The following is a 26651-nucleotide window of genomic DNA, read 5'->3' as shown; positions in this document are numbered from 1 at the left end:
CAGTTTCAATTCGGCCTGGCAAATCGGCCCCGAAGCGCCGCCGCAACGGCCGCGGCTAACCCTTATTTAAGCGCCTCCTTCTCATCATCCATTCCACTATTTGAACGAAAGCCGACAGCCCCACAGAGGGATGCGGCCAAACGGGCGGTGATGGGCATGCGTGATCCCTATGCAGTTTTGGGTGTGAGGCGAAATGCCGGTGCCGACGAGATAAAGTCGGCATGGCGCAATGTCGCCAAGGCTGTGCATCCCGACCACAATCGCGACGATCCGAATGCCGCCGCACGCTTTGCCGAAGCCGGTCGCGCCTATGAACTTCTCAAAGACCCGAAGCTGCGCAACCGCTACGACAATGCGCGCCGCGAGGCCGATCTGCGCCGCATGGAGGAAATGAAGCGCAAGCAGGAGACGCCGCGCGACATCGATCCGGAAACCGCAGAAGAGATGATCTCGCGCATATTCGGCGCCGAAACCCGCCAGCAGGCAAAGCCGCAACCTGCGGCGAAACCGCAGCCCGAAGCAAAGTCCGAGCCGAAGCCGGAGCCGAAGGTTGAACCGTCCGTGACGGCGGAGGCGACCGACCAGAAATCCGAGGCTCCCGCGGAGAACGACGACCGCAATGTCCGCTTCGGCATTCTTCCACGCGCCGCCGCCCCCGCCGCCGAACTCGTCTCGGCGATCGTGCGCCGCATCCGCGGTGCGCAAAAACCGGTGGACAAGGTGCCGGATATCTTCAGCGAGGTAACGGTCACGATTGCCGACATCTTCCGCCGCGAGAAGGCGACCGCGATGCTGCCCGACGGGCAGACGCTCAAGGTCACGCTGCCGCCCGGCACCGTCGACGGAAGCGTCATCCGGCTGAAGGAACAGGGCTATCGCCTGAACGGCATGATCCGGGGTGACCTCGTCGTTCACGTTCATATCGCCGCCGACGACACCTTCCGTCCAAACGGCGTCGATCTCCATACGACCTTGCCGATCAACATCCAGGATGCCGTGCTCGGCTGCGAAGCCAAGGTCGAGACCCCGACGGGCGCGACCACCGTGACGGTTCCCGCATGGTCCGGGTCCGACCAGACCATCCGCGTCGAAGGCCACGGCCTGCCGGATGCCGAAGGCGGACGCGGCGCTCTGGTGGTCGAACTGCGCCTCATGCTCTGGGAAAAACCCGATGAGAAAATCACCGACCTGATGCGCGCGCGCCGTGACGGTCTTGTTCTTTAACCGGAAACGCGGTTCGTGACGCAACCGTGACATCGCCGGGGGACGCTGACCCATTATTACGGGAACTAACAGTTCCTGATGGGCGCCGCGCTTGAACCACCCGGACGCCTATGCCATAGCGATGACTTCGAATTTCGGAACCGGCGCGGCGAATTGCCGCCCCCGGTTTCCCGGCACGTCAATCTATCGGCAATTCCGCTCGCGACTGCGGGGGAACGCATGAGCATTATGGGGACATTCAAATGTCGCAAGGTCTGATGAAGGGTAAGCGCGGGCTTATCATGGGCGTCGCCAACAACCGGTCGATCGCATGGGGCATTGCCAAAGCCATTCACGCCCAGGGCGGCGAAATCGCTTTCACCTACCAGGGCGATGCCCTCAAGAAGCGTGTTGAGCCGCTTGTCGCCGAACTCGACGGTTTCCTCGCCGGCCACTGCGATGTCAGCGACGAAGCCACCATCGACGAAGTCTTCGACAATCTCGAAAAGAAGTGGGGCAAGATCGATTTCCTCGTTCACGCCATCGGCTTTTCCGACAAGGACGAACTGACCGGACGTTACGTCGACACGTCTCCTGACAACTTCGCCAAGACGATGCAGATCTCGGTCTACTCCTTCACCTCCGTCGCGCGCCGCGCCGAAAAGCTGATGACAGACGGCGGCTCGATGCTGACGCTGACCTATTACGGTGCCGAGAAGGTGATGCCGAACTACAACGTCATGGGCGTTGCCAAGGCGGCACTCGAAGCCAGCGTCAAGTATCTCGCCGTCGATCTCGGCCCGAAGAACATCCGCGTCAACGCGATCTCGGCCGGCCCGATCAAGACGCTCGCAGCCTCCGGCATCGGTGATTTCCGCTACATTCTCAAGTGGAACGAATACAACGCGCCGCTGCGTCGCACCGTCACGATCGAAGAAGTGGGCGATGTCGGCCTTTACATGCTGTCCGACCTTTCGCGCTCGGTGACCGGCGAAACACATCATGCCGACAGCGGCTATCATGTCGTCGGCATGAAGGCGGTCGACGCGCCTGACATCAGCGTCGTCAAGGACTGACAGGCTCGATCTCATCCCGAAAGGCCCCGCTTCACACAGGCGGGGCCTTTGTCTTGTTGCGATCCATGGAGCAATCCCTTGCTTATCTACATGATCCGCCACGGCCAGACAGACTGGAACGCCCAGATCAGGCTGCAGGGACAGAAGGATATTCCCCTGAACGACACCGGGAGGGCGCAGGCGAGCGGCAACGGTCGAAAGCTTGCAGAACTCTTGGGCCAATCGGCATCGACCTACGATTTCGTGGCAAGCCCCCTCGGTCGCACGCGCGAAACGATGGAACGGATGCGCGCCGCGATGGGCCTCCCCCCCCTCGCCTATCGCACGGACGACCGTCTGAAGGAACTGTCCTTCGGCGACTGGGAGGGACATACGCTGGAGGAACTGGAAAGCATCGCGCCGGAACGGGTTGCCGAGCGCGAACTTTCGAAGTGGGACTTCATCCCGCCGGGACAGGATGCCGAAAGCTACGAGATCCTGTCATGGCGCGTGGGCGCATGGCTTGCCGATATCACGACGCCCACGGTTGCCGTTGCTCACGGCGGCGTGATCCGGACCCTTTTCAAGCTTTGCGGAGAAATGACGCCAGAGGAGGCTGCCATGGGCGCGATCCCGCAGGACCGCATCCTGAAAATGGAAAATGGAAAGATCGGCTGGCTGTAAGCCAGCCCTGAAACTTTACTGAACGATCTCGAGGTCGTTGATGACGCGCTTGCCATCGACTTCGGTGTAGAAAACCAGAACCTTCACGCCGGCCTTCAGGCCATCGAAATTGAACTCTTCCGGCGCCTGATAGCTCTTGCCGTCGTCGAGCGAAAGGCTGAGCCCCTGCGTATCGACCGAGGTGATCGTCGCCTCGACGTCTGCGCTCTCGGCGAATGCGCCAAGCGGTGAAAGCAGGCTTGCCGTGGCCATAAGTGCCGCTACCACGAACTTCATGCGGGTTACCCTCTTGAATGATTCCTTGAATTTTGTTGGTCGCATGGTTGCCTCCCGATTGTGGCGAAAGTTGCCCAGTGTTGTGGCTTTTCGAAGTTTCCCGGATTCTCCGGATTATGGTTAACGCTGCGTTGACGCCCCTCGCGTCTTACAGGTTTTAAGCGGCATTTTCATAACAGGATCAACCTCTAAAGCCAATCTTAAGACTCAACCACTACCGTCCTCATTTAAAACAGGGGAATACTGGCTTGAGCATCGGCACGAAACTTCGCCATCGGGCGGAAATGCTTGCGAGGTTGGCGAGACCCTCGCTTATACCGGCTGTCATTGCCGCGGCTGTCGTCTTTACCGGCGGATACTTCTTCGACCAGCAAAATCGCCATAACTTCCGCAGCGAACTGCAGATCAAGGTGCAGAACGAACTGAGCCTGATCTCGACCCGTCTGCAGGCCGAAATCACCACCAGCATCACGGCGCTGCGCGGCATTGCCAACACTGTCGCCGCCAATCCGGAGATGACGCAAAAGCAATTCGATCAGCTTTCCTCCCGCGCTCTGCTTCAAAATCCGCAGATGACCCGAATCAGCGCTGCCCCGGAAGCCGTGGTTTCCATGGTCACGCCGCTCGACGGCAACGAGCGCATGATCGGTACGGATTTCAAGCGTTTCGGCTCTTCGCGTGTTGCAACCGATCGCGCCCAGTCCAAGGCGCGTCCGATCATCGCCGGCCCTGTTCGGCTGCCGAACGGCAGCACTGGCTTCAACCTGTTCTCGCCGGTGTTTGCCAAGAAGCTCGCCCATATGCGCTTCTGGGGCTTCATGGAAGCGATCGTCGACGAGAAGGAACTGTACCGCGCCGCACGGCTGCTGGAGACGACCGGGAGCGAGGACCGCGAGGCCAACGACCGCAATATCGAGATCAAGCTGGCGATCCGCGATATCTCCGTCAGTAACAACATTCAGGACCCGTTCTTCGGCGACGCCGAAATCTTCGAACAAAGCCCGGTCATCCGGCAGATGCATCTTCCAGGCGGCACCTGGGAACTTGCCGCCATTCCAGCCGCCGGCTGGGAACAGGAACCCGCCAACAACAAATGGCTGATGACGGCGATCTGCTCTGCCGCGGCGGTCATCGTCATCCCGATCATCCTGACCTTTGGACTTGTCAGCGAGCGTCAGCGCACCATCGCCACCCTGCGCTCGCGCGACCGCGAACTGCTGACGCTGTCTCATCGCCTTAATCTGGCGCTCGAATCATCAAGCATCGGCATCTGGGAAATCGATCTGGACAGCCAGACCCGCTCCTGGGACGAGCGCATGTATCACCTGCACGGCATGCCGCCGGGCTCCGGCGCTCCGAGCTACGCGGACTGGCGTGCCACCGTTCACCCCAACGACTTCGAAGCCGCGACGCTGACGCTCTTTCAGGCCCTGGACGAAAATCAGGAATACCGCTCGCAATACCGGATCGTCATGCCTGGCGGCGGCATACGCTACCTGCGCCACGTCGGCTCGACCCATGTCGGGGCCGATGGGAAGGCCAAGATCACGGGCATCAGCTGGGATGTCACTGACGACGTTTTGATGAACGAGCAGTTGCGTGCCGCCAAGGCACTCGCCGAGGCACGCAACACCGAACTGAAGGATGCGCTCGACGGCCTCTCCGAACGCGAACAGCAGCTGGAAGAGATCACCCGCAGGCTTGATCTGGCGCTCGCCTCCTATCAGTGCGGCATGTGGGAAGCCGATCTCGACCGAAATCTCACCTATTGGGACGAACGCATGCACCAGCTTTACGGTCTGGCGTTCACCGATGGTGCCGTCACCCATCAGACATGGCTCGATGCGCTGCATCCTGAAGACCGCATCGAAGCCGAAACCAGCGTGAACCACGCCATCAGCGAAACGCTGCCCTATGTGCAGCAATCCCGCGTCATCTTGCCAGATGGCGGCCTTCGCCATGTCCGGTCGGTCGGCAAGATCCACACGGCCCCAGATGGCACGCGCCGCCTGATCGGCATCGCCTTCGATATCAGCGAGGACGTGAAGCTGACAGAGGAATTGCGCGCGGCCAAGGCCGTGGCGGATATCAAGAACGACGAGCTGGCCGAGGCGAACCACCGGATCGAGCACAATGCGCTGCACGATCCGCTCACCGGCCTTGGCAATCGCCGCATGCTGGATGCCACCCTCGAAGCGCTGTCATCCGGCCGCAGCGGCGGGCTAAACAACATTGCGCTGCTGCACATCGACCTCGACCGTTTCAAGCAGATCAACGACACCCTCGGCCATGCAGCCGGCGACGCGATGCTCGTGCACGCCTCGAAGATTCTGCGTTCCAACGTGAGGGCCGACGACATGGTGGCTCGCATCGGCGGCGACGAATTCGTCGTCGTGGTGACCGACGTGCCGGAAAAGGCCTATCTCGAAAAGCTGTCGCAGCGGATCATTCACGAGATGCGCCAGCCGGTGGATTACAACGGTTTCCCCTGCCGCTTCGGCGTCAGCATCGGCATTGCGACGGCGGGCGATCTCGCTGTGGACGAACGCAAGCTGCTGGTCAATGCCGATATCGCGCTTTACCGCGCCAAGGAAAATGGCCGAAATCGCTTCGAATTCTTCACCGAAACGCTGCAGGCCGAAATCGTCAAGACCAAGCGCATCGCCGACGAAATCCTCGAAGGCATCGAGAAGAACCAGTTCGTCGCCTGGTATCAGCCGCAGTTCGAGGCGGGCACGCTGAAGCTTGCCGGCGTGGAAGCGCTCATCCGCTGGAACCACCCGACGGAGGGCCTGCTGACCCCCGACAAGTTCCTCAGGATCGCCGAGGAGCTGAATGTGGTGGCGACACTCGACCGGATCGTGCTCGACCGTGCGCTGCTCGATGCCATGGTCTGGGCCTCCAAGGGTATTCATGTGCCGAAGATTTCGGTCAATGTTTCGGCAAAGCGTCTGTCGGACGACCTGCTTCTGAACTCGCTGCAAGGCCTGAGCTTCACGCCCGGCCAGCTTTCCTTCGAACTGGTGGAATCGATCTTCCTCGACGAAAGCGACGATATCGTCACTGCCAATATCGAGGGCATCAAGAAGCTCGGCATCGATATCGAGATCGACGACTTCGGCACAGGCCACACCTCGATCGTCAGCCTCCTGAAGATCAAGCCGAAGCGGCTGAAGATCGATCGCCAGCTGGTCGCCCCGATCCTTGGCGCCCGCAAGGAGCAGGCTCTTATTCGTTCCATCATCGAAATCGGCCGCTCGCTTGGCATCGAAACGGTGGCGGAAGGCGTCGAGACCATGGAACACGCTGAGATGCTCGGCGTACTCGGCTGCGACCTCCTGCAGGGCTTTGCCTTCTCGAAGGCGAAGAGCGCCGACGATTTTCTCGCATTTGCCAAGAGCGACGCTCTGGCGCTGGCTTCTTGATCAACGAAATCATTCTCATAAAACGACAAAGATGCCCCTCACCCTAGCATGCGGGGAGAGGGGACGATAGAGTTTGCCGCTTGTCCCTTCTCCCCGTGAAAACGGGGAGAAGGTGGCCGACAGGCCGGATGAGGGGCAAGGCTCGTTGCAAATTCCCAAGCCGAAGCTTTTTCACCAGAAAGGCTTTTCCCTTTCCGCCATTTTCCACTAATAGTCTCCGCCGAAGTCTGGGGCTCGCCCCTCCCCGTCAGTTCACGGTTTCCGGTTTATGTCACACAACACGTTCGGCCATCTCTTCCGCGTCACCACCTGGGGCGAAAGCCACGGACCAGCGCTGGGCTGCGTCGTCGACGGCTGCCCTCCCGGCATCCGCTTCACGCTTGCCGAACTGCAGGCATGGCTCGACAAGCGCAAGCCCGGCCAGTCGCGTTTCGTCACGCAGCGCCGCGAGGATGACCTGGTGAAAGTGCTCTCCGGCGTGATGCTGGACGAGGACGGCGAGACGATGATCACCACGGGCACGCCGGTATCGATGATGATCGAAAACACCGACCAGCGCTCCAAGGACTACGGCGAGATCGCCAAGCGTTACCGCCCTGGCCATGCCGACTTTACCTATGACGTGAAATACGGCATCCGCGACTATCGCGGCGGCGGGCGTTCCTCTGCCCGCGAAACGGCGGCGCGCGTGGCGGCCGGCGGCCTCGCACGCAAGGTCGTGCCCGGCCTCAATGTCCGCGCTGCCCTCGTGCAGATCGGCAAGCACAAGATCAACCGCGCCAACTGGGACTGGGCGCAGGTCAACGAAAATCCGTTCTTTTCGCCCGACCCTGAGATAGTGCCGGTGTGGGAAGAGTACCTCGATGGCATCCGCAAGGCCGGCTCCTCGATCGGCGCGGTGATCGAAGTGATCGCCGAAGGCGTGCCTGCCGGTATCGGCGCGCCGATCTATGCCAAGCTCGATCAGGATATCGCCTCGAGCCTCATGTCGATCAACGCCGTCAAGGGCGTCGAGATCGGCAACGGCTTTGGCGCCGCTGAAATCACCGGCGAGGAAAATGCCGACGAGATGCGCATGGGCAATGACGGTCAGCCGATCTTCCTGTCCAACCATGCCGGCGGCATCCTCGGCGGCATTTCCACCGGCCAGCCGGTGATCGCGCGCTTCGCCATCAAGCCGACCTCCTCGATCCTCACCGAGCGCCGCTCGATCGACAGCGACGGCAACAATGTTGACGTCCGCACCAAGGGCCGCCACGACCCCTGCGTCGGTATCCGCGCCGTGCCGATCGGCGAGGCGATGGTCGCCTGCACCATTGCCGATCATTACCTGCGCGATCGCGGCCAGACAGGCCGTTTGAAGTGACAGGTCGCCTGAAATAACTGCCGGACGAACAAGGAGAACCCCATGGCCTATGACCAGAAGCGCGTCGTCGACGCCATCCGCGCCTTCGAAGCCGGCGAGATCGTCGTCGTCACCGATGATGACGGCCGCGAGAACGAAGGCGACCTGATCGTCGCCGCCGTTCACTGCACGCCGGAAAAGATGGGTTTCATCGTCCGCTACACCTCCGGCATCGTCTGCACCCCGATGCCGCGCGAGGAAGCCAAGCGGCTGAACCTCAACGCCATGGTCGCGGAAAACGATTCGGCCCACACGACGGCGTTCACCGTTTCCGTCGATTTCAAGCACGGCACGACAACCGGCATCTCGGCCGATGACCGCACGTTGACGGTGCGCAATCTCGCCAATCCGAATGTCGGCCCGAGCGACTTTACCCGTCCCGGCCATATCTTCCCGCTGGTTGCCCGCGAAGGCGGCGTCCTCATGCGCTCCGGCCATACGGAAGCCGCTGTCGATCTCTGCAGGCTCGCCAGCCTGCCGCCGATCGGCGTCATCTGCGAACTCGTCAACGATGACGGCACCGTCATGCGCGGCCCGCAGGTCGCAAGTTTCGCCGAAAACCATGGCCTGAAGCAGGTCTCGGTTGCCGACCTGATCGCCTATCGCCAGCGCAAGGACAAGCTGATCGAGCTGGAAAACACCTTCGACATCGATACGGCCTACGGCAAGGCCAAGGGCCATGCCTACTCCCTGCCCTGGGACCCGATGCAGCATCTGGCCGTCGTCTTCGGCGACATCCGCGATGGCGAGGACATCCCGGTGCGCCTGCATCTGGAAAACGTCGGTGCCGACGTGTTCGGCAAGGACTGCCAGCTCGACAAGATCATGAAGCGCATGGCCGAAAACGGCCGCGGCGTCATCGTCTATCTGCGCGAAGGTTCCGTCGGCGTCGGCATCTCCAAGACGGCGCGCACCGCAAAGCATGAACGCGAGGGACATGACGAGGCGCAGGCCCGCGAAAGCGAATGGCTGGAAATCGGTCTCGGCGCGCAGATCCTCAAAGATCTCGGCATCACCTCCATTCGCCTGCTCGCCTCCCGCGAGCGTCACTATGTCGGCCTCGAAGGCTTCGGCATCAAGATCGCTGCAACCGATATCATTTGATGACGGACAAGCACGATCCTGACGCTGTGGATTTGGCGACCGGATCGTGCATTCTTTAAACACCGATTCCCTGAATGGTTTCGGAGCGCATCGCGCAAACCTTTGAACCGGAGGTGGCCGTGGCACGGGTGTTCGGGAAATCATCGGCGGAGGCGATCGAGCGTGAAAACCAGCGTCTGGCGGCTCTGGCACAGTTGGATCTTCTCGATAGCCCGAGGGACGAAGGCTTCGAGCGCATCGTCCGTCTCATCAGGGCGATCTTCTCGATCGATATCGGCCTGGTTTCGCTGATCGACGCGCACAGGCAGTGGTATTCGGCCTGCTCCGGGCTCAGCGCCTCAGAGGTGCCCCGTGGCGGCTCCTTCTGCCGCTTCGTTGTGGATAGCGAAGAACCGATCGTCGTGTCCGATGCCAGCAAGGATCAGCGTTTTGCGCAGCATCCCGCGGTAACAGGCGAGGAGCACATCCGGTTCTATGCGGGTGTTCCGTTGCGCACAAGGTCCGGCCATACGGTCGGCACCGTCTGCGCGATCGACCGCCGTGCGCGGTCTTTCAACACCAGGGACCTTTCCATCCTTGAAGAGCTTTCCGGTGCCGCCATGGACCGCATCGAGCTTATTCACTCGGCCTCCACCGACAGCTTGACGGAGGCGCTGACGCGTCGCGCATTCAAGCAGGAAGCCGATCAGCTGATCTCGCTCGCAACGCGCCACCAGCACGATCTTTCCTGCATCGTGCTCGATATCGACCACTTCAAGACCATCAACGACACCCATGGTCATGCCACCGGCGATGAGGTGCTCAAAGCGGTGGTCGCGGCTTGCCGGCCCGTTCTGCGGACGGGTGATGTTCTCGGGCGTCTCGGTGGCGAGGAATTTGCGATCCTTCTTCCCCATATCGACCGCGATGGCGCCGCCGCCACTGCGGAAAGGCTGAGGACGGTCATTGCATCGCAACAGGTGCAAAACGGCAGCGGGGTCGTGAAGGTAACCGCAAGCTTCGGCTTGTCGTCCCTTTCCATCGTCACCAAAGACATCGATACCCTGCTTGCTCAGGCGGATGCCGCCATGTACCGGGCAAAAACCGATGGCCGCAATCGCTGCGTATCCTGGGCCTCGATCTCGGGCGAAGACGCCATGGGCGCCAGACGGCGCGTGCTGAAGGCCGGTTCGATCCTGTTCAACGACCGGCGCTCGACGATCGACTGCACTGTGCGCTCGCTCGGCGCAGACGGCGCAAGCCTTTCCGTTTCGAACAGCACCGGCATACCGCCGGAATTTGCCCTTCTGCTCACCGGCGAAGGCCGCGAAATGGCATGCCGGGTGATCGCCAGCGACCGGCAGAACCTCGAAGTCGCCTTCCGCTGAAGCGGCGACCTACTCCGCCTGCCAGCCTTCCAGGTAGTTCACCCTCTCCACGCCGGCGAAGCGGGCGACGCGGGCAAGCTCCGCGTCCAGCCGGTCCATGCGTCCGGAAGAGGCGCGCACGCCCCTCTCCCACCACAGCCGCTTGACGTCGAGCGAACCGGCCTTGCGATCTGCCTTCATGTCGATGCGCCCGACGATCCGGTCCCCTTCGAGCAGCGGGAAGACGTAGTAGCCATATTCCCGCTTCGGCTCGGGCACGAAAATCTCGATGCGATAATAAAACCCGAACAGGCGCTCGGTGCGATCCCGGTTGCGGATGAGAGGATCGAAGGGGCTGAGCACCCGAAGCCGCGCCGGCGGATCGAAATGCTCGCCGAGATTGTCGGGAAAGCCATGAAAGGCATAGGACAGCCGTGGTTTATCGCCATTGGCCGGTTCTATCGCCACCTCTGTCAGTTCGTCGCGATGGGTCTCGATCCAGACGCCGGCTTCTTCCGGCGATATCAAACCCCAGAAAGCCGCAATCTCGCCGCGCGTGGCAAAACCAAGCCGCTGCAGGGCGCTGCGGCAGGTCCAATCGAGGAACGCGGCCTCGCTGACCTCGGGCTCATAGTGATGGCCGGGAATGACGCGTTCTGCGAGGTCGTAGATTTTCTGGAAGTTCTGGCGGCCGGCGATAGCGAGTTTTCCGGTGTGCCAGAAATATTCGAGCGCCGTCTTGTTGGGATGCCAGTTCCACCAGCCGCCTGACTTGTGGTCCGCTACCTTGAGGTCCCGTGACATGGCCGCGCCGCCGTCTGAGATCCGCTTCAAGGTTTCCTCGAAGCTGCTATCGAACCCTTCGCCATGCCATTTCAGCCATCGCTCCTTCAGAACCGGCTCGCGTCGGGCGAAGCGATGTTTCCAGTAGCGAAAAAATGCGGCGGGCAGGATCGAGGCGTCGTGCGTCCAGTGTTCGAAGAGTTCGCCGTCCTTCTCCAAAAGCTCGGTCAGGTGTTCGCGCCGATAGGTCTGGTTTCGGGAAAACAGGATCTGGTGATGGGCGCGCTCGACGGTCGAGATGCTGTCGACCTGCACGAAACCCATATCGTGGATGAGCTGCAACAGCCCTTCCTTGCCCAATGCCCGATGCGGCGGAGCGGCAAGGCCCTGCTTGTTGAGAAAGATCAGCCGCGCGTCGCGGTTCGAAACCAGAATCGCCATAGACGGAAGATTAGGCTTTTATTCCCAACAGTCAAACTGGCGGATTTGCGTTTGTGACAGGTTCGATTATAGAACGGGGCGAGACAGCGAGGGGACTGCTTTTTGGATATCCGGTTTGCCGATTGCTCGGTCCGCTTCGGCGACAAGACCGCGCTTCATGCCCTGAGCCTCGTCCTTACAGAGCGGCGCATTGGCATCATCGGCCTCAACGGCTCCGGAAAAACCACCTTTGCGCGGCTGATCAACGGCCTGGTGAAGCCCAGCGACGGCCAGGTGCTGGTCGGCGGGCTCGATACGGTGGCGGATGAAAAGAAGGTTTTCGGAAAAGCCGGCTTCATCTTCCAGAACCCGCAGCACCAGCTGATCATGCCGATCGTTGAGGAAGATATCGCCTTCGGACTGAAGAATCGTGGCTTGAAAAGCGGAGACATATCGGCGCGGACAGCGGCAATTCTCGACCGCTTCGGCATTTCGCATCTTGCCCGCCGCCGGGTGCACGAGCTTTCCGGTGGCGAGACGCAGCTCGTCGCCATGGCGAGCGTGCTGGTGACGGAACCGGACATCCTTATCCTCGACGAACCGACGAACCAGCTCGACCTCAAGAACCGCGCGCTCGTATCAAACACCATCATGGGTCTCGAACAGCAGGTCCTGGTCATCAGCCACGACCTTTCGCTGGTCGAGGATTTCGAACGGGTGTTGCTGTTCGACGGGGGCAGGCTTGCCGCCGATGGCGCCCCACACGATGTGATCTCCCGCTACAGGGAGCTTGCGGCATGCTGAAGAGCCTTTACGTCGAGGGCGGCACACCGTTTCACCGCATGTCGGTGCGGGCCAAGCTGTTGCTGCTGATGGCGGCGGGCGTCGTGCTTTTCTTCATTGCGTCGCCGCTCGTTCTGCTGCCGGTTTTCCTCTTTTGCGCGGTCGCTTACTTCAGCCTCGGCCTGCCGCTGCGCGACGCGCTGGCAAGGGTTGCCTGGATATTTTTCGCCATCCTGATCCTTGCGCTTGCGACGTTCTATTTCGATGGGGCAAGGCAAGCCGCCGCGCTGACGTTGCGGATCGGCGCCGTCGTTTTTCTGGCTGCCGCCATCACCGCCACCACGGCGATCAGCGCCTTCATGGACGAAATCACGGTTCTTCTTCAGCCCCTGGAAAGGGCTGGGATCGTCAGGGCCGCTGACGTCGGGCTGGCGCTGGCGCTGGTGATCCGCTTCGTGCCGGAAATCCTCGATCGCTACGAAAACATCCGCGAGGCACACCGCGCCCGCGGCTTGCCGATGCGACCGCTCACACTGTTTGCGCCGCTGATCATCCTGACGCTCAAGGACGCCGACACGATCGCCATGGCCATTGACGCCCGCGGGTTCAGGCGTCAGGAGTCAAGCAGTTCCTTATGAACCCCACATGATTCCCCGCCGGAGAAAAATTGGAATGACCACCAGAGACCTCGTTCTTATCGCCCTGTTCGCCGCCATCATTGTTTTCCTTGGCGTTATCCCGCCGATCACGTTGGGCTTTATCCCGGTTCCGATCACTGCGCAGTCCATGGGCGTGATGCTCGCCGGCTGCATCATCGGCGCCAAGCGCGGTGCGCTTGCCTATCTTCTGGTGATCCTGATGGTCGCGGTCGGTCTCCCGGTTCTCTCCGGCGGTCGCGGCGGCCTCGCCATTCTGGCCGGTCCGACAGCCGGCTACATCGCCGGCTGGGTGGTCGGCACCTTCGTTACCGGCATCATCGCGGAAAAGCTCGTGCGTGAAAGCCAGACCGGCACCCGCCAGCTCGCCGGCTTCTTCATCGCCTCCGTTGTCGGCGGCATCGGCGTCGTTTATCTGCTCGGCATCGCATGGCTCGCCTTCGTGACCGGCCTTGGCATCGAAAAGGCGGTCATGGGCTCGCTCGCCTTCATCCCCGGCGACATCCTGAAAGCCGCCATTGCCGCGCTTGCCGCCCGCGCGGTCATCGTCGGCTATCCGCTTTTGCCCCAGCGCGCCTGATTAGGCCCCTGCGTGATGGCGATCCCTTTTCGCCATCACGCCTCGCTGTTGAAAACAGTGCAATTGTCTGTGGCCTCCATGGACCTTATGGCAGCCACGCCCTAGGTTTTCGCCCATGACAACGATCCTTTTCGAAAATCCGATCTTTCTCGAACATCAGGTGCCGGAAGGCCACCCGGAGCGACCGGACCGGCTGCGCGCGCTCAACCTTGCGCTGGAACATGAGCGTTTTGGCGACCTGAAGCGGGAGAAGGCGCCGCAGGGCAACGAGGATCTGGTGCTGCTCGCCCACCCGGAAGAGCATTTGCGCACCGTCATGTCGGTCATTCCCGAAGAAGGCATCAACTCCTTCGAGGCCGACACCCATGCAAGCCCCGCAAGTCTTCAGGCGGCACTCACCGGGATCGGCGGCGCAACCGCCGCTGTCGATGCCGTCTTCACGGGCAAGGCCGACAACGTCTTCGTCGCCTCGCGCCCGCCCGGCCATCATGCCGAGAAGAACAAGGCCATGGGCTTCTGCTTCTTCAACAATGCCGCCATCGCCGCCCGTTACGCGCAGCAGACCTACGGCGCCGAGCGTGTCGCCATCGTCGACTGGGACGTGCATCACGGCAACGGAACGCAGGATATCTTCTGGGACGATCCCTCCGTACTCTTCTGCTCCACGCACCAGATGCCGCTTTATCCCGGAACCGGCGCCAAGGATGAGACGGGGGCCGGCAACATCGTCAACGCACCCCTCTCGCCCGACACCGGCAGCGATCATTTTCGCGAGGCCTTCCGGTCGCGCGTTCTGACGGCCCTCGAAAACTTCCGCCCGGACTTCCTGATCATCTCCGCCGGCTTCGACGCCCACCACCGCGATCCGCTGGCGCAGATCAATCTCGTCGCCGACGATTTCGACTGGGCAACGGGCCGGCTGCTCGAGATCGCCGGCAAGAGCGCCAACAACCGCGTCGTCAGCCTGCTGGAAGGCGGCTACGACCTGCAAGGCCTGGCGGAATCCGCCGGCACACACATATATCGCCTGATGAGGGGCTGACATGAGCACGACACCGAACACCGACGTTTCCGGCCTCTCCTTCGAAAAGGCCGTGGAGGAACTCGAAGCCATAGTCTCCGCACTGGAGCGCGGCGATGTGGCGCTGGACAAGTCGATCGAGATCTACGAACGCGGCGAAGCGCTGAAAAAGCATTGCGAAAGCCTGCTCAACGCCGCCGAAAACCGCATCGAAAAAATCCGCCTCGACCGCGCCGGAAAGCCGCAGGGCGTGGAGCCGCTGGACGGGGAGTGATCGCGCGGAAAAGTTGTATTTTGCCTTGACAGGACTTTCGAAGCAGACTTAAATATCGTTGATTAATTTACTTTTTTAACGGTCTTCGGTTCGCTTCAATGGATATCTGCCTCAGTGCCGGCCCATAGTGACATCGCGCCGGTTTTAGGGGCAGTTTGTAATGGCGAAGTTTTATGGCACGGCAGGTGTCGATCGTTTTGTTGGCGGTAGCGCAGACGATGTTTTCTATTTTACCCGTAGCAGTATGAAGTCCACCGACAAATTGGACGGCGGGACAGGAAGCAATACGCTATTTCTTACGAATGAACTCGCCTCGCTTTGGTCCATTCCGAGCAGCGGCTGGCCACTATTTTCGAAAATTGACGGTATAACATTGGCGACGAAACCGTCCGGCGGCGCCGACGCTTTCGGCTTCAACCTGACATTTGACGATACCGTGTTCAAGACGAACAAGGTTGGCCGTGTCTCTATCGATGCGACCAAGTTGGGCGCCGATAAATCGGCCCTACAATTGAATGCATCTTCGGTTACGGGCACAGCATTCGACGTTTTCGGATCAACGGACCGATCATTGAATAGTGCGGACAGAACCAAGGATACTCTGAAAACCGGCGCAAAGAATGACACTTTTACTTACTACGCCAACACCTTGATATACGACGCTATCGATGGTGGCGCAGGTACCGACACCCTCGTAATCTCAGGCGCAGGCCAAACCAAGAGCAACAAGACAGATCCAAACGGCATCAGCAATATTCAAAACACCAAGAACATTGAAAATATTGTGGTGACAAATCTCGCCGCCGGGCAGTCACGGGTGGTCGATTTCGGCGTACCGGAGAACTACAAAGGTACCAATGCGATTACAATAACGACAGATCGCAATTACGGAACGGGCAAGGCTGCAACCGCAATCGATGGCACGCTCATCGTTGATGGAGGCGCTGTGAGTTCAAAATACAGCAAGCTGACTGTTAATGGTGGGAATGCCAACGATCTTCTAATCGGAGGCCTCGCTGATGATCGCCTGTCCGGCGGAAAAGGAAACGATATACTGATCGGCGGATATGGCGCCGACTGGCTTGGCGGAGGAGCCGGAAATGATTTGTTTTTAAACAGTTCTTCCTTGTATGAGGGCGACTACGAACTCACGAGCCCCGCCCAGGGCAGTCGCGGAATAACCAAGATGTACGGTGAGGAAGGCAATGACGTCTTTGATTTCTTGCTGACTGTTCAACCCAAATTCAATGTCGAGATATCTGGGGGAACTGGCACAGATACTCTCAGGTTTTCAGGAGACTCCCCGACTGCAGCCGTGCTCGATAGCGGCAAGGTATCAGGTATTGAAATCATCGATTTAACGTCATCGACCGCCTTCAGCATAACTCAAGATTTTCTGACGAATAATCATTACGAAAATGGACGTCTTCGCATACAGGCTTCAACGAGAAAGGTTGACGCCTCTGATGTCATAGATGCCAAGTATTCGGTCTATATTGCTCTCAAGGGGCAAGCAGAGACCCATTTGATCGGCAGCGCTGGCAACGATGTGTTCGACTTCTCCCTTCTCAAGAAAAATGACTGGTACACCGGCATAACGGAGAATGACGTCATCATCGGCGGGGCTGGCGTTGATACGGTTCTTGTTGCAGACGGACATGAAACCATCATTGGCGCGTCAGTCGAAGGAATTGAGACGATAAAAATCGCCAACAATTTCAGTAAAGGCCTCAAAAGTTATGTCACGATTCAAGGTGATCGAGCCATGACGATCGACGGCAGCCAACTGAGCACCAACGATACCCTTTTGGTGAATTTCTCGACTAACGGCTTTACAAAAGCGGCATTGCTGGTAATCGGCGGCAAGGGCAATGACATTCTCTCAGGTGGACAAGCAAATGACCGCCTGCGTGGTGGTGATGGCAATGACACGCTGAACGGAAACGAGGGGGCTGACCGGCTGGCAGGCGGAAAGGGCGCGGACCACTTCGTTATCGACATGTTTGAGTCACTCCCTAGAGCATCCACACAAGACTTCTTCACGGATTTCAACCGCGCTGAGGGTGACAAGATTAAGCTCAGATACACAGATCTTGCGAGCGTATCCATGATAGGCGCCGGCGCTTTCCAAGGTAAGGCAGGCGAAGTTCGCAGCTACCTTGAGGGCGGCAACACCTACGTCCAGATTGACAGTGACGGTGATAGTTTTGCCGACATCGGATTTGGCATTGCCGGCAAAATCACCCTGACGCAGAGCGATTTCATACTGTAGTCTCCAAGGCGATCAGTGCTAAGGAGACGCCTATGTCCTTTTTTCCCGGAAAAGACCCTGAGGCGGGTGATGCGCCGGCTTGTGATGCCATCGAGCTTATGATCATTCCGCGCACCAGCGATATCGGCAATTTCCAGGTGCGGCGAGCGCTGCCGACGGCAAAACGCCGGCTGGTCGGGCCTTTCGTGTTCTTCGACCGCATGGGCCCGGCGATCCTGAGGGCGGATCAGGCGATGGATGTGCGGCCGCATCCGCATATCGGGCTTTCCACCGTCACCTATCTCTTCGACGGCGAGATCAAACATCGCGACAGCCTCGGCACGGAGATGGTCATCCGGCCGGGCGATCTCAACCTGATGACCGCCGGGCGCGGTATCGTGCATTCGGAGCGCTCTCCGGAAAACCTGCGCGGGACAGAACATTCGATCTCCGGCCTGCAGACGTGGCTGGCGCTGCCGGATCGACACGAAGAGATCGATCCGATCTTCGCCCATACGGAAAAGCACGACATGCCGGCGTTTCGTCAGGACGGGCTGGAAGGTCGTGTCGTCATCGGATCCTTCGAAGGCATGGCCTCTCCGGTCAAGGTGTTTTCGGACACGATCTATGTCGATCTCTCGATCGAGGCCGGCAGAAGCGCGCCGTTCGCGGCGAGCTGGGAGGAGCGCGCGCTCTACATTCTGTCGGGCGAAGCCATCATTGCCGGAGATCATTTTGCGGAGAACCAGCTTCTCGTTTTCCGCCCGGGCGATGCCATCACCATCACGGGCGGACCGACGGGCTGTCATGTGATGCTCTTCGGCGGTGCTGCGATGGGCTCGCAGCGCTATATCTGGTGGAACTTCGTTTCCTCATCCAAGGAACGCATCGAAAAGGCCAAAGAAGAGTGGAGAACCGGCCGTTTCGATATCGTGCCGGGGGACGAAGAAGAGTTTATCCCTTTGCCGGAAAGCTGATTTTCGTTAAACTTCTGGTTCGTGTCGCAGAAAAACCTGCTTTTGCAATCCTTGTGGTTTCTGTTTAAAGACCCAGATTTGCAGACACTACATCCAGAATCGCGGCGCATCGGTGCGACGCGGGAATGAGGCCTTCAGCGTGACACAACTGCCTGCCCAGCCCCTGCCGGCGACACCCCTTCTCGACAAGGTGACATACCCTGACGACCTGAAGAAGATCGACGACAAGGATTTGCCGCAGCTGGCAACGGAACTGCGCGCCGAAATGGTCGATGCCGTGTCGCGTACCGGCGGGCATCTGGGCGCCGGGCTCGGCGTCGTGGAACTGACGATCGCGATCCACAAAGTCTTCAACACGCCGCATGACCGGCTGATCTTCGATGTCGGTCACCAGTGTTATCCGCACAAGATCCTGACCGGCCGACGGGACCGCATCCGCACGCTTCGCCAGGAAAATGGCCTTTCCGGCTTCACCCGCCGGGCTGAGAGCGAATACGATCCCTTCGGCGCCGCCCATTCCTCCACCTCGATTTCCGCCGGTCTCGGCATGGCGGTTGCCTCGCAGCTTTCGGACGTGCCGCGCAATGTCATCGCTGTCATTGGGGACGGCGCCATGTCGGCCGGGATGGCCTATGAGGCGCTGAACAATGCCGGTGCGCTGGATGCGCGCCTCATTGTGATCCTCAACGACAACGACATGTCGATTGCGCCGCCTACAGGCGCGATGAGCGCCTATCTGGCGCGTCTCGCATCCGGCCGCACCTATATGGGCTTTCGTGATCTCGGCAAGAAACTGACGGCCTATCTCGGTAAGAAGGTCGATCGCGCCATTACCCGTGCGGTGGAGCATGCCCGCGGCTATGTGACCGGCGGTACGCTGTTCGAGGAGATGGGTTTCTACCATATCGGCCCGATCGACGGTCACTCCTTCGATCACCTGCTGCCCGTACTGCGCAATGTGCGTGACAACTCCAAGGGCCCGGTTCTGATTCACGTCGTGACCCAGAAGGGCAAGGGATATCCGCCAGCCGAAGCGGCTGCGGACAAGTATCACGGCGTCAACACATTCGACGTCATCACCGGCGCACAGGCGAAGGCAAAGCCCAACGCGCCGGCTTACACCTCCGTCTTCGCCGAAGCGCTGACGCAGGAAGCCGGCTTCGACGAGAAGATCGTCGCGATCACCGCCGCCATGCCGTCGGGCACCGGCCTCGACAAGTTTGCGCTCGCCCATCCGAGCCGCATCTTCGATGTCGGCATTGCCGAGCAGCATGCCGTGACGTTTGCGGCTGGCCTGGCTTCGGAAGGCTACAAGCCCTTCTGCGCGCTTTATTCCACCTTCCTGCAGCGCGGTTACGATCAGGTCGTGCATGACGTGGCGATCCAGAGCTTGCCGGTTCGGTTCCCGATCGATCGCGCGGGCTTCGTCGGCGCAGACGGGCCGACGCATGCCGGCTCGTTCGATACCACCTATCTCGCCACCCTGCCCGGCTTCGTGGTCATGGCGGCTGCCGACGAGGCCGAATTGAAGCATATGGTACGCACTGCCGCCGCCTATGATGACGGCCCGATCTCCTTCCGTTATCCGCGCGGCGAAGGCGTCGGCGTCGAGATGCCGGAGCGCGGCGAAATCCTTCAGATCGGCAAGGGCCGGGTGATCAAGCAGGGCTCCAAGGTGGCGCTTCTGTCCTTCGGCACCCGCCTTACGGACTGTCTGACTGCCGCCGAAGACCTCGATGCTGCCGGGCTTTCGACCACGGTTGCCGATGCCCGTTTTGCCAAGCCGCTCGATCTCGATCTGATCCGCCAGCTTGCCCGTCACCATGAAGTCCTGATCACCATCGAGGAAGGCGCCATCGGCGGCTTCGGCAGCCATGTGCTGCAGTTTCTCGCGCTGGAAGGCCTGCTCGACAACGGCCTGAAGGTGCGCCCGATGGTGCTGCCGGATGTCTGGATGGAGCAGGCCAAACCGGACGTCATGTATGCCAAGGCGGGTCTCGATCGCGCCGGCATCGTTTCGACCGTCTTCAAGGCGCTCGGCCAGAAGAAAACAGTCGGGCTTGGCGCTGCGGGATAGATTTATAGCATCTCGCCAGTTTATCGTGCAGCTGAGAAGTCGGTAGGGGCGGCTGACGTCTGGGATTGGCCACCTGCCTTGCGTGCCGTCTTCCGTTTTTCCAGAAAGGCTGCCAGTGCAAGCTGTATCGCACAGCCAATGCCGAGCATGCAGAGCTGAACGGAGAGCGGCGCCTGCGGATGCACGTTCATGATGACCATCGCGCAGAAGGACAGCAGGATACCGACGGAAAAGACCGGCAGGCTGTGCCGACCCGCAGCGCAGAGAAGCTGCAGGGACGGATGATCCGCGGCGCGCTTCACGGCGCGAATATTCCAGGCCAGGTACAGGATCGCCAGAACATTGATGATGCGAAGCGGCCCGCCATTGGTTTTCGACACCAATTCGTGATGAAGGCTGCCGAAGGGCGATTCCGCGACACCGAGATAGATCACCAGATTGGCCGGGATGGCTGCGAGCGCAAACAGCGCCGCGGCGACGAAAACCACGCGATTGTAAGGCAGGACCGGCAAGCCACGTTTCATGCGGATGCCAAGGCAAATGCCGATGATGAAGATCAGCTGCCATGACAGCGGATCGAAATACCATGCATGGCCTTCGAGTGCGACGTTGACGAAATTGATGTGGCCGAGCCCGGCTGCGATCCAGACCAGGACGGAAAGGCAAAGCAGCAGCGGCAGGGATCGCTCATGCAGCACGAAGACGAAGGGCGCCAGCAGCAGAAGGACGACATACATCGGCAGGATATCGAGGTTGCCCGGCATGTAGCGCAACGAGAGAGCCTCGAAACTGTGCTGCCAGGGCTCACGCCAGAAATCCACCATATCGATCGCCCAGGCCGCATCGTGGAAGACGTGCAGGGCGATGGCCCCCTCGAACGCCATGATGGCGAACAGCAACAGATGGACGAAATAGAGGCGCAACGCCCGTTTCCACGGGCGTTCCAGCTGCAGGCCCGTGGACGGGCGGAAATAGGCAAGCGCCGCGGACATGCCGGAGAGCAGCACGAAAATTTCCGACGCATCGGAGAAGCCACGCGCATGCTGAAAGGTCTGCGAGAATGTAAATTCCGCATGCCCGACAAAAATGAACAGGAGAGAAAGACCCCTCAACAGGTCAATCCTGTTCTCGCGCTGACCGCTCATCCCCAATCCCCGGTTCGCCATCCTTCGGCATAGGCCCTTCGGTCAATGTTATAGATTGAAATCCTTACTCTTTCGCGCCGGCCAAATGATATAATTTTAGCAATCCCGCATTTTGTGCCAAATTGGCACCCTGCATCGGGCGGCTGCCAATATTTGCCGCAAAACGCCCAAAACCCTTGCCTTCCATGGGCTGACGCGGCATGAGGAGCAATGTCCTACACCCTGAAAAACCCTATTCGCCTCGATCAGCTGCTGCTCAATCGTGGCCTCGTCGCCAGCCGTTCTCGCGCCCGCGACGCCATCCAGCGCGGCACCGTGACCGTCGATGGCAAGCTTGTCACCAAGGCGAGCGCCAATGTCTCCGAAGATGCCAAGGTCGAAATCGACGATCCGGTGCAGGCCTATGTTTCGCGCGCGGCGCTGAAGCTGAAGGCCGGGCTGGAGCATTTCGCCCTTTCGCCAGAAGGCTGCGACTGTCTCGATATCGGCGCTTCCACCGGCGGCTTCACCGAAATCCTCCTCCACAATGGCGCAAATCATGTGATCGCGATCGATGTCGGTCATGGCCAGTTCCATCCCCGTCTCGAGGCCGACGATCGTGTCACCAACATCGAGGGCCTGAATGCCCGCGTGCTGGATGAGGATTATCTGGACGACCGCGAAATCTCCTTCGTCGTTTCGGATGTCTCCTTCATCTCGCTGAAGCTCGCCCTGCCGCCGGCGCTTGATCTTGCAGCTCCAGGGGCGCACTGCATCCTGCTGGTGAAGCCGCAGTTCGAAGCCGGGCGGGAGGCGATCAGCAAGGCCGGCCTTCTGAAAGACCCATCCACTGCTCCCGCTGTTGCTGCCGAGCTGGAGCGCTGGCTGGTGGAGGACATGGGCTGGGAAAGCCTCGGGCTCATCCCCTCACCGATTGCCGGCGGTGACGGCAATGAAGAATACCTGCTGGCTGGCCGCAAACCGGAAGGCGACGACGAAGACGACGGCGAGGACGCATGAGCACCGAAACGCTGACCATTGAAAAGCTCGGCCTTTCCGGCGATGGCGTTGCGCGCGGTCCGTTCGGCCCGGTCTATGTGTCCTTTACCCTGCCGGGCGAGACGGCCGTCCTTGCCGTCAACAAGAACCACGGCACGGTGATGTCGATGAGCGATGTCTCCCCGGATCGTGTGCCGCCGAAGTGCCGGCATTTCGGGCCCGAGGGCGAGAACGGCACCTGCGGCGGCTGTTCGCTGCAGCATGCGAGCGATGCGCTGTATCACGACTTCAAGCGTCAGATTGTCATCGACGCCATGAAATCCAAGGCGCTTTCGGTCGACGTCGCGCCGTTGATCACGGCACAGCCCGGCGAGAGGCGCCGCGTCGTCTTCATCGTTCGGCGCACGGAGAAGGAGCTGCTGCTCGGCTTCAACACGCCGGAAAGCCATCACATCGTCTCCATCTCGGAATGTCCCATCGCAAGCCCCGGCATCGTGTCGCGGCTTGCAACCATAAGGGCCGTCGCCGAGGCGCTGGCTGACAATGCCGAGCCTTTCCGTCTGACCGTTCTGGAGACGCTGACCGGGCTTGATCTGGCTGCCGACGGCATCAAGAAGCTCGATGACAAAAGCCGGCGGAGGACGGTGGAGACCGTGCTTTCGCTGCGTGGCGTGGCGCGGGTTTCGGTGAATGGCGAAGTTCTCGTCGAGCCGATCAAGCCGCTGATCGATTTTGGCGGTATCCAGGTCTCGCCGCCGCCGGGCGGCTTTACCCAGGCGACGAAGCCGGCGGAAGAGGCGATGGCCGATCTCGTCATCCGCCATGTCGGCAAGGCAAAGCGGGTGGCAGACCTGTTTTCCGGCTCCGGCACCTTTTCGCTGCGACTTGCCCGCACGGCCCGCGTCCATGCCGTCGAGGGCGAGGACAAGGCGCTAAAGGCACTGGATTTCGCCGCCCGCAACACGCAGGGGCTGAAGCCGGTGACGGTCGAGAAACGCGACCTCTTCCGCCGCCCGCTGATGGCCTCCGAACTCAAGGTCTACGACGCCATCGTCTTCGACCCGCCACGCGCCGGCGCTGAAGCGCAGGTGAAGGAAATCGCCCGCTCCGGCGTGAAAAAGATCGCCGCCGTCTCCTGCAATCCTCAGACGCTGGTGCGCGATCTGCGCTTTCTCGTCGATGCCGGATACCGGATTACGTCCGTCGTGCCGATCGATCAGTTTCTTTGGTCCAGTCATGTGGAAGTGGTGGCGACGCTGGAGAAGTGATGACGAGCTGACGGCTGGTTTTCGGCAAAATTGAATGTGGGCGTTTCGACGTTTCGCCCTATGTCTTCGTTCTGATCGCAGATCGCGTTAGCTTGCAGTGCCGTGAAGGACAAGCTGCTACCGACGACAACGCAACCAGTATGGAGGATACCGCTATGGCGAAGAACACAATTTGCTTGTGGTACGAAAAGGATGCCGAGGAGGCAGCCAACTTCTATGCCAAGACTTTTCCGGATAGTTCCGTCGGTTCCGTGACGCGGGCTCCCGGCGATTATCCGGATGGCAAGCAGGGTGACGTGCTTATGGTTGATTTCACCGTTGCCGGCGTGTCCTGCATCGGGCTGAACGGTGGTCCGGTGTTCAAGCACAGCGAGGCCTTCTCCTTCCAGATTTCGACGGAGGATCAGGCGGAGACGGATCGCTACTGGAACGCTATCGTCGGCAATGGCGGGCAGGAAAGCGAATGCGGCTGGTGCAAGGATCGCTGGGGCATCTCGTGGCAGATTACGCCGCGCACGCTCATGGAAGCCATGCAGGCCGGCGGCAGCGAGGCAAAACGGGCCTTCGATGCGATGATGACCATGAAGAAGATCGATGTTGCGGCAATCGAGGCCGCCCGCCACGGCTGACAACCTCTTTTCTCTCGGCAAGACGCGAAAAGGCCCGGAAGAACCGGGCCTTTTGCATTTCATTTCATCAACACTCAAGCAGCCCGGCGTGCATACCCCTGCTGACGTTGACCTGCCTGAGCACTGTCGCCGAGCTTGAACTGGGCAAGCAGGGCGTTCAGCGCTGCCGCTTCCTGGGCAAGGCCGTGGCTGGCGGCGGTCTGTTCTTCCACCATAGCGGCGTTCTGCTGGGTGCCCTGGTCCATGGTGTTGACGGCGGTGTTGATCTCCTGCAGGCCGGTCGACTGTTCGCGGGTGGCGGTGACGATGGCGCTGATGTGGGTGTTGATCTCCTGCACCTCGGCAACGATCACTTCCAGCGCCTTGCCGGTTTCGCCAACCAGCGTCACGCCCGCCTGAACCTGCGTGCCGGACGCGGTGATCAGGGCCTTGATTTCCTTGGCGGCATTGGCCGAGCGCTGGGCGAGCTCGCGAACTTCCTGCGCGACGACGGCAAAACCCTTGCCAGCTTCACCGGCACGCGCAGCTTCGACACCGGCATTCAGCGCCAGGAGGTTGGTCTGGAAGGCGATGTCATCGATCACGCCGATGATGTTGGAGATTTCGCCGGAGGACTTTTCGATGCCCTGCATGGCGTTGACCGCATCGCGGACAACCGTGCCGGACTTTTCGGCGCCGGCGCGGGTGCGGGCGACGAGCGCACCGACTTCCTCGGCACGACGCGCCGAATCCTTGACCGTCGTGGTGATCTCTTCCAGCGCTGCGGCGGTCTCCTCGACGGAAGCGGCCTGCTGTTCGGTGCGACGGGCGAGATCGTCTGCCGCGTGGCGGATTTCATGGGCGCCGGCATCAATGGCACGGGCGTTGATCCCGACCGTCGACATGGCGTCATGCAGCTTGGCGACCGAGTTGTTGAAGTCGGCGCGCAGACGATCGAGATGGGAGACGAAGGGCGAAGCAATCCGGTAGCCGAGATCGCCTTCCGCCAGACGGCCGAGACCGGTCGCCAGGGCATCGACGGCATGCTGGATATCGGCGGTTTCGCGGGCCTTCTGGGCCTCGCGCTCGCGGCGCTCCTTTTCGGACAGCGAACGACCGGCATTGGCCTCTTCTTCCAGACGCACACGCTCGATGGCGTTGTCCCGGAACACGGCGACAGCTGCAGCCATGGAGCCGATCTGGTCGCGGCGATCCTGGCCGGGGATTTCGGCCTTCAGGTCGCCGGCAGCCAGCTTTGCCATCGCGCCCGTCATCGCCGTGACCGGGCGGATGACGAGGTGGCTGAGCAGGCTTGCGAGGAAGGCGATCATGACACCGACCGACAAGACGGTGGCGATGGTCGCGGCAATGCGGAACTGGCCGATCGCGGAATAGGCAATATCGGCGTCGACGGCGAAGCCGATATACCATTCGACCGAAGGCAGGCCCGCGACCGGCACGAAGCTGACGAGCATCGGCTTGCCGTCAAGCTCGGTTTCCATGATCGCGGAGCCGATGGACGGGGTGTTGACCGGGAAGGCATCGGTCAGCGTCTTGGTGACGAGCTTGGCATCCGGATGGACAAGGATCTGGCCGGACTTGTTGGCCAGGAAGGCAAAACCGCCGCTGCCGGCATCGACGCCCTTGATCATCTCGACGAGGGTCTTCAGCGAAAAATCGCTGCCGGCGACGCCGATGAGCTTGCCGTCGCGCTTGACCGGAACGGCGGCGCTGATGATCAGGTCGTTGGTCGAGGCGTCGATATACGGCTCGGTCAGCACGCTGCCATTGGCCTTGACGGCATCCTGGTACCACGGGCGCTGGCGCGGATCGTAACCTTCCGGCATCGGGGAATCCGGCCACATGGTAAAGGTGCCGGTTTCCTCGCCGACATAGGTGGTCATGAATTCCTTGACGAGTACGTCGTTCTTCAGGGCGTTCATGAGGCCGGTATTGTCGGCAGCGTTGCCGGCAGCATTTGCAGCCATTTCGGTGAGCGTCAGGCGGCCGTTCAGCCAGTTGGCAACGCTCTGGGCGGCCTGCTTGCCGGAGGAGGAGATGTTTTCCTCGACGGCGCGGGTGGTCGCGGCGCGCTGAAGGCTATCGATATAGATGGAGAAGCCGGCAAGCGCGGCGACGACAACGAAAGACGCGGCGAGCAGAATACGCGTCATGAGATTGGATGTGCGGACCAAGGCGGGCCTTCCTTTTACAATACGGCGAAGCGGGCTCGGAGCTTGAAACGTGCAAACGCGCGCTCCACAAAAGCAGGACGCTTTGCGGGTCATCTTGAAGAATGCGGGGACATGCCCGAACGGGCGGAAACGTCGGC

23 protein-coding genes are annotated in these 26651 nt (G+C 60.6%); 18 read left to right on the top strand and 5 right to left on the bottom strand.

The window, feature by feature from the left end; all coding sequences use genetic code 11:
• Nucleotides 1-156: 156 nt before the first annotated feature.
• The 3 genes from BLX89_RS07495 (at nt 157) to BLX89_RS07485 (ending at nt 2942) form a co-directional block, all read left to right on the top strand.
• Complete coding sequence (locus BLX89_RS07495) at nt 157-1224, top strand: DnaJ C-terminal domain-containing protein (RefSeq protein WP_075290397.1); 1068 nt, start codon at nt 157-159, stop codon at nt 1222-1224.
• Nucleotides 1225-1466: 242 nt separating this feature from the next.
• Nucleotides 1467-2279, top strand: a complete 813-nt coding sequence (fabI, locus tag BLX89_RS07490; protein ID WP_198935129.1) for an enoyl-ACP reductase FabI — start codon at nt 1467-1469, stop codon at nt 2277-2279.
• A 78-nt stretch (nt 2280-2357) separates the two neighbouring features.
• Nucleotides 2358-2942 carry a histidine phosphatase family protein gene (locus BLX89_RS07485; RefSeq protein WP_075290040.1) on the top strand — a complete coding sequence of 195 codons (585 nt, stop codon included), beginning with the start codon at nt 2358-2360 and terminating at the stop codon, nt 2940-2942.
• A 15-nt stretch (nt 2943-2957) separates the two neighbouring features.
• Here BLX89_RS07485 and BLX89_RS07480 read toward each other — a convergent pair whose 3' ends face one another.
• Complete coding sequence (locus tag BLX89_RS07480) at nt 2958-3218, bottom strand: DUF1344 domain-containing protein (RefSeq protein WP_075290395.1); 261 nt, start codon at nt 3216-3218, stop codon at nt 2958-2960.
• 248 nt (nt 3219-3466) lie between these two features.
• Here BLX89_RS07480 and BLX89_RS07475 point away from each other — a divergent pair, with 248 nt between their 5' ends.
• From BLX89_RS07475 to BLX89_RS07460, 4 genes are all read left to right on the top strand, one after another.
• Nucleotides 3467-6643: a bifunctional diguanylate cyclase/phosphodiesterase gene (locus BLX89_RS07475; protein ID WP_342587590.1), complete on the top strand. Its 3177-nt coding sequence runs from the start codon at nt 3467-3469 to the stop codon at nt 6641-6643.
• A 268-nt stretch (nt 6644-6911) separates the two neighbouring features.
• Nucleotides 6912-8009: a chorismate synthase gene (gene aroC, locus BLX89_RS07470; RefSeq protein WP_075290039.1), complete on the top strand. Its 1098-nt coding sequence runs from the start codon at nt 6912-6914 to the stop codon at nt 8007-8009.
• A gap of 42 nt (nt 8010-8051) precedes the next feature.
• A complete protein-coding gene (gene ribB / locus BLX89_RS07465) occupies nt 8052-9152 on the top strand; it encodes a 3,4-dihydroxy-2-butanone-4-phosphate synthase (RefSeq protein WP_075290038.1) in 1101 nt (366 codons plus the stop codon).
• Nucleotides 9153-9265: 113 nt separating this feature from the next.
• Nucleotides 9266-10519, top strand: coding sequence for a sensor domain-containing diguanylate cyclase (locus tag BLX89_RS07460; protein WP_075290393.1), 1254 nt, complete (start codon nt 9266-9268; stop codon nt 10517-10519).
• 9 nt (nt 10520-10528) lie between these two features.
• On the opposite strand, the gene BLX89_RS07455 is transcribed toward BLX89_RS07460, so the two are convergent.
• Nucleotides 10529-11722, bottom strand: a complete 1194-nt coding sequence (locus tag BLX89_RS07455) for a winged helix-turn-helix domain-containing protein (protein ID WP_075290037.1) — start codon at nt 11720-11722, stop codon at nt 10529-10531.
• Nucleotides 11723-11824: 102 nt separating this feature from the next.
• Here BLX89_RS07455 and BLX89_RS07450 point away from each other — a divergent pair, with 102 nt between their 5' ends.
• From BLX89_RS07450 to dxs, 8 genes are all read left to right on the top strand, one after another.
• Nucleotides 11825-12505 carry an energy-coupling factor ABC transporter ATP-binding protein gene (locus BLX89_RS07450; protein WP_075290036.1) on the top strand — a complete coding sequence of 227 codons (681 nt, stop codon included), beginning with the start codon at nt 11825-11827 and terminating at the stop codon, nt 12503-12505.
• Nucleotides 12499-13122 (top strand): energy-coupling factor transporter transmembrane component T family protein, encoded by a 624-nt coding sequence (locus BLX89_RS07445; RefSeq protein WP_083637374.1) that lies wholly within the window; start codon nt 12499-12501, stop codon nt 13120-13122. The genes BLX89_RS07450 and BLX89_RS07445 overlap by 7 nt, the downstream gene beginning before the upstream one ends.
• Before the next feature lie 34 nt (nt 13123-13156).
• Nucleotides 13157-13720: a biotin transporter BioY gene (locus BLX89_RS07440; RefSeq protein ID WP_075290035.1), complete on the top strand. Its 564-nt coding sequence runs from the start codon at nt 13157-13159 to the stop codon at nt 13718-13720.
• A gap of 115 nt (nt 13721-13835) precedes the next feature.
• Nucleotides 13836-14762: a histone deacetylase family protein gene (locus BLX89_RS07435; protein ID WP_075290034.1), complete on the top strand. Its 927-nt coding sequence runs from the start codon at nt 13836-13838 to the stop codon at nt 14760-14762.
• 1 nt (nt 14763) lies between these two features.
• A complete protein-coding gene (locus tag BLX89_RS07430) occupies nt 14764-15015 on the top strand; it encodes an exodeoxyribonuclease VII small subunit (protein WP_075290033.1) in 252 nt (83 codons plus the stop codon).
• 160 nt (nt 15016-15175) lie between these two features.
• Nucleotides 15176-17287, top strand: coding sequence for a calcium-binding protein (locus BLX89_RS25320; protein ID WP_075290032.1), 2112 nt, complete (start codon nt 15176-15178; stop codon nt 17285-17287).
• A 32-nt stretch (nt 17288-17319) separates the two neighbouring features.
• Complete coding sequence (locus tag BLX89_RS07420) at nt 17320-18243, top strand: pirin family protein (RefSeq protein WP_075290031.1); 924 nt, start codon at nt 17320-17322, stop codon at nt 18241-18243.
• 139 nt (nt 18244-18382) lie between these two features.
• Complete coding sequence (gene dxs / locus BLX89_RS07415; RefSeq protein WP_075290030.1) at nt 18383-20320, top strand: 1-deoxy-D-xylulose-5-phosphate synthase; 1938 nt, start codon at nt 18383-18385, stop codon at nt 20318-20320.
• A 20-nt stretch (nt 20321-20340) separates the two neighbouring features.
• Here dxs and BLX89_RS07410 read toward each other — a convergent pair whose 3' ends face one another.
• Nucleotides 20341-21465 (bottom strand): OpgC family protein, encoded by a 1125-nt coding sequence (locus tag BLX89_RS07410; protein WP_075290029.1) that lies wholly within the window; start codon nt 21463-21465, stop codon nt 20341-20343.
• A gap of 64 nt (nt 21466-21529) precedes the next feature.
• Nucleotides 21530-21667 (bottom strand): hypothetical protein, encoded by a 138-nt coding sequence (locus tag BLX89_RS24620; protein WP_158025941.1) that lies wholly within the window; start codon nt 21665-21667, stop codon nt 21530-21532.
• An 8-nt stretch (nt 21668-21675) separates the two neighbouring features.
• Between BLX89_RS24620 and BLX89_RS07405 the strand changes: the two genes are divergently transcribed.
• From BLX89_RS07405 to BLX89_RS07395, 3 genes are all read left to right on the top strand, one after another.
• Complete coding sequence (locus BLX89_RS07405; RefSeq protein WP_075290028.1) at nt 21676-22464, top strand: TlyA family RNA methyltransferase; 789 nt, start codon at nt 21676-21678, stop codon at nt 22462-22464.
• Nucleotides 22461-23711 (top strand): class I SAM-dependent RNA methyltransferase, encoded by a 1251-nt coding sequence (locus BLX89_RS07400; RefSeq protein WP_075290027.1) that lies wholly within the window; start codon nt 22461-22463, stop codon nt 23709-23711. The genes BLX89_RS07405 and BLX89_RS07400 overlap by 4 nt, the downstream gene beginning before the upstream one ends.
• A 155-nt stretch (nt 23712-23866) precedes the next feature.
• Nucleotides 23867-24340, top strand: coding sequence for a VOC family protein (locus tag BLX89_RS07395; RefSeq protein WP_075290026.1), 474 nt, complete (start codon nt 23867-23869; stop codon nt 24338-24340).
• Between the two features lie 74 nt (nt 24341-24414).
• On the opposite strand, the gene mcpU is transcribed toward BLX89_RS07395, so the two are convergent.
• Nucleotides 24415-26514: a methyl-accepting chemotaxis protein McpU gene (gene mcpU, locus BLX89_RS07390; RefSeq protein ID WP_075290025.1), complete on the bottom strand. Its 2100-nt coding sequence runs from the start codon at nt 26512-26514 to the stop codon at nt 24415-24417.
• Between the last annotated feature and the right edge of the window lie 137 nt (nt 26515-26651).

The sequence above is a fragment of the Pararhizobium arenae genome (assembly GCF_001931685.1).
Lineage (GTDB): Bacteria > Pseudomonadota > Alphaproteobacteria > Rhizobiales > Rhizobiaceae > Pararhizobium > Pararhizobium arenae.
Note: the sequence above shows the minus strand (reverse complement) of the source record. Positions and strands in the feature narration are given on the sequence as shown.

Excerpts from the sequence above, each read along its gene's own strand:
- BLX89_RS07405 (WP_075290028.1), top strand. The coding sequence starts at position 21,676 with ATGTCCTACACCCTGAAAAACCCTATTCGCCTCGATCAGCTGCTGCTC.
- BLX89_RS07430 (WP_075290033.1), top strand. The coding sequence starts at position 14,764 with ATGAGCACGACACCGAACACCGACGTTTCCGGCCTCTCCTTCGAAAAG.
- BLX89_RS07495 (WP_075290397.1), top strand. The coding sequence starts at position 157 with ATGCGTGATCCCTATGCAGTTTTGGGTGTGAGGCGAAATGCCGGTGCC.
- BLX89_RS24620 (WP_158025941.1), bottom strand. The coding sequence starts at position 21,667 with ATGCCGCGTCAGCCCATGGAAGGCAAGGGTTTTGGGCGTTTTGCGGCA.
- BLX89_RS07410 (WP_075290029.1), bottom strand. The coding sequence starts at position 21,465 with ATGAGCGGTCAGCGCGAGAACAGGATTGACCTGTTGAGGGGTCTTTCT.
- BLX89_RS07400 (WP_075290027.1), top strand. The coding sequence starts at position 22,461 with ATGAGCACCGAAACGCTGACCATTGAAAAGCTCGGCCTTTCCGGCGAT.
- BLX89_RS07440 (WP_075290035.1), top strand. The coding sequence starts at position 13,157 with ATGACCACCAGAGACCTCGTTCTTATCGCCCTGTTCGCCGCCATCATT.
- BLX89_RS07435 (WP_075290034.1), top strand. The coding sequence starts at position 13,836 with ATGACAACGATCCTTTTCGAAAATCCGATCTTTCTCGAACATCAGGTG.
- BLX89_RS07395 (WP_075290026.1), top strand. The coding sequence starts at position 23,867 with ATGGCGAAGAACACAATTTGCTTGTGGTACGAAAAGGATGCCGAGGAG.
- BLX89_RS07455 (WP_075290037.1), bottom strand. The coding sequence starts at position 11,722 with ATGGCGATTCTGGTTTCGAACCGCGACGCGCGGCTGATCTTTCTCAAC.
- BLX89_RS07445 (WP_083637374.1), top strand. The coding sequence starts at position 12,499 with ATGCTGAAGAGCCTTTACGTCGAGGGCGGCACACCGTTTCACCGCATG.
- BLX89_RS07420 (WP_075290031.1), top strand. The coding sequence starts at position 17,320 with ATGTCCTTTTTTCCCGGAAAAGACCCTGAGGCGGGTGATGCGCCGGCT.
- BLX89_RS07480 (WP_075290395.1), bottom strand. The coding sequence starts at position 3,218 with ATGAAGTTCGTGGTAGCGGCACTTATGGCCACGGCAAGCCTGCTTTCA.
- BLX89_RS25320 (WP_075290032.1), top strand. The coding sequence starts at position 15,176 with ATGGCGAAGTTTTATGGCACGGCAGGTGTCGATCGTTTTGTTGGCGGT.
- aroC (WP_075290039.1), top strand. The coding sequence starts at position 6,912 with ATGTCACACAACACGTTCGGCCATCTCTTCCGCGTCACCACCTGGGGC.
- fabI (WP_198935129.1), top strand. The coding sequence starts at position 1,467 with ATGTCGCAAGGTCTGATGAAGGGTAAGCGCGGGCTTATCATGGGCGTC.
- ribB (WP_075290038.1), top strand. The coding sequence starts at position 8,052 with ATGGCCTATGACCAGAAGCGCGTCGTCGACGCCATCCGCGCCTTCGAA.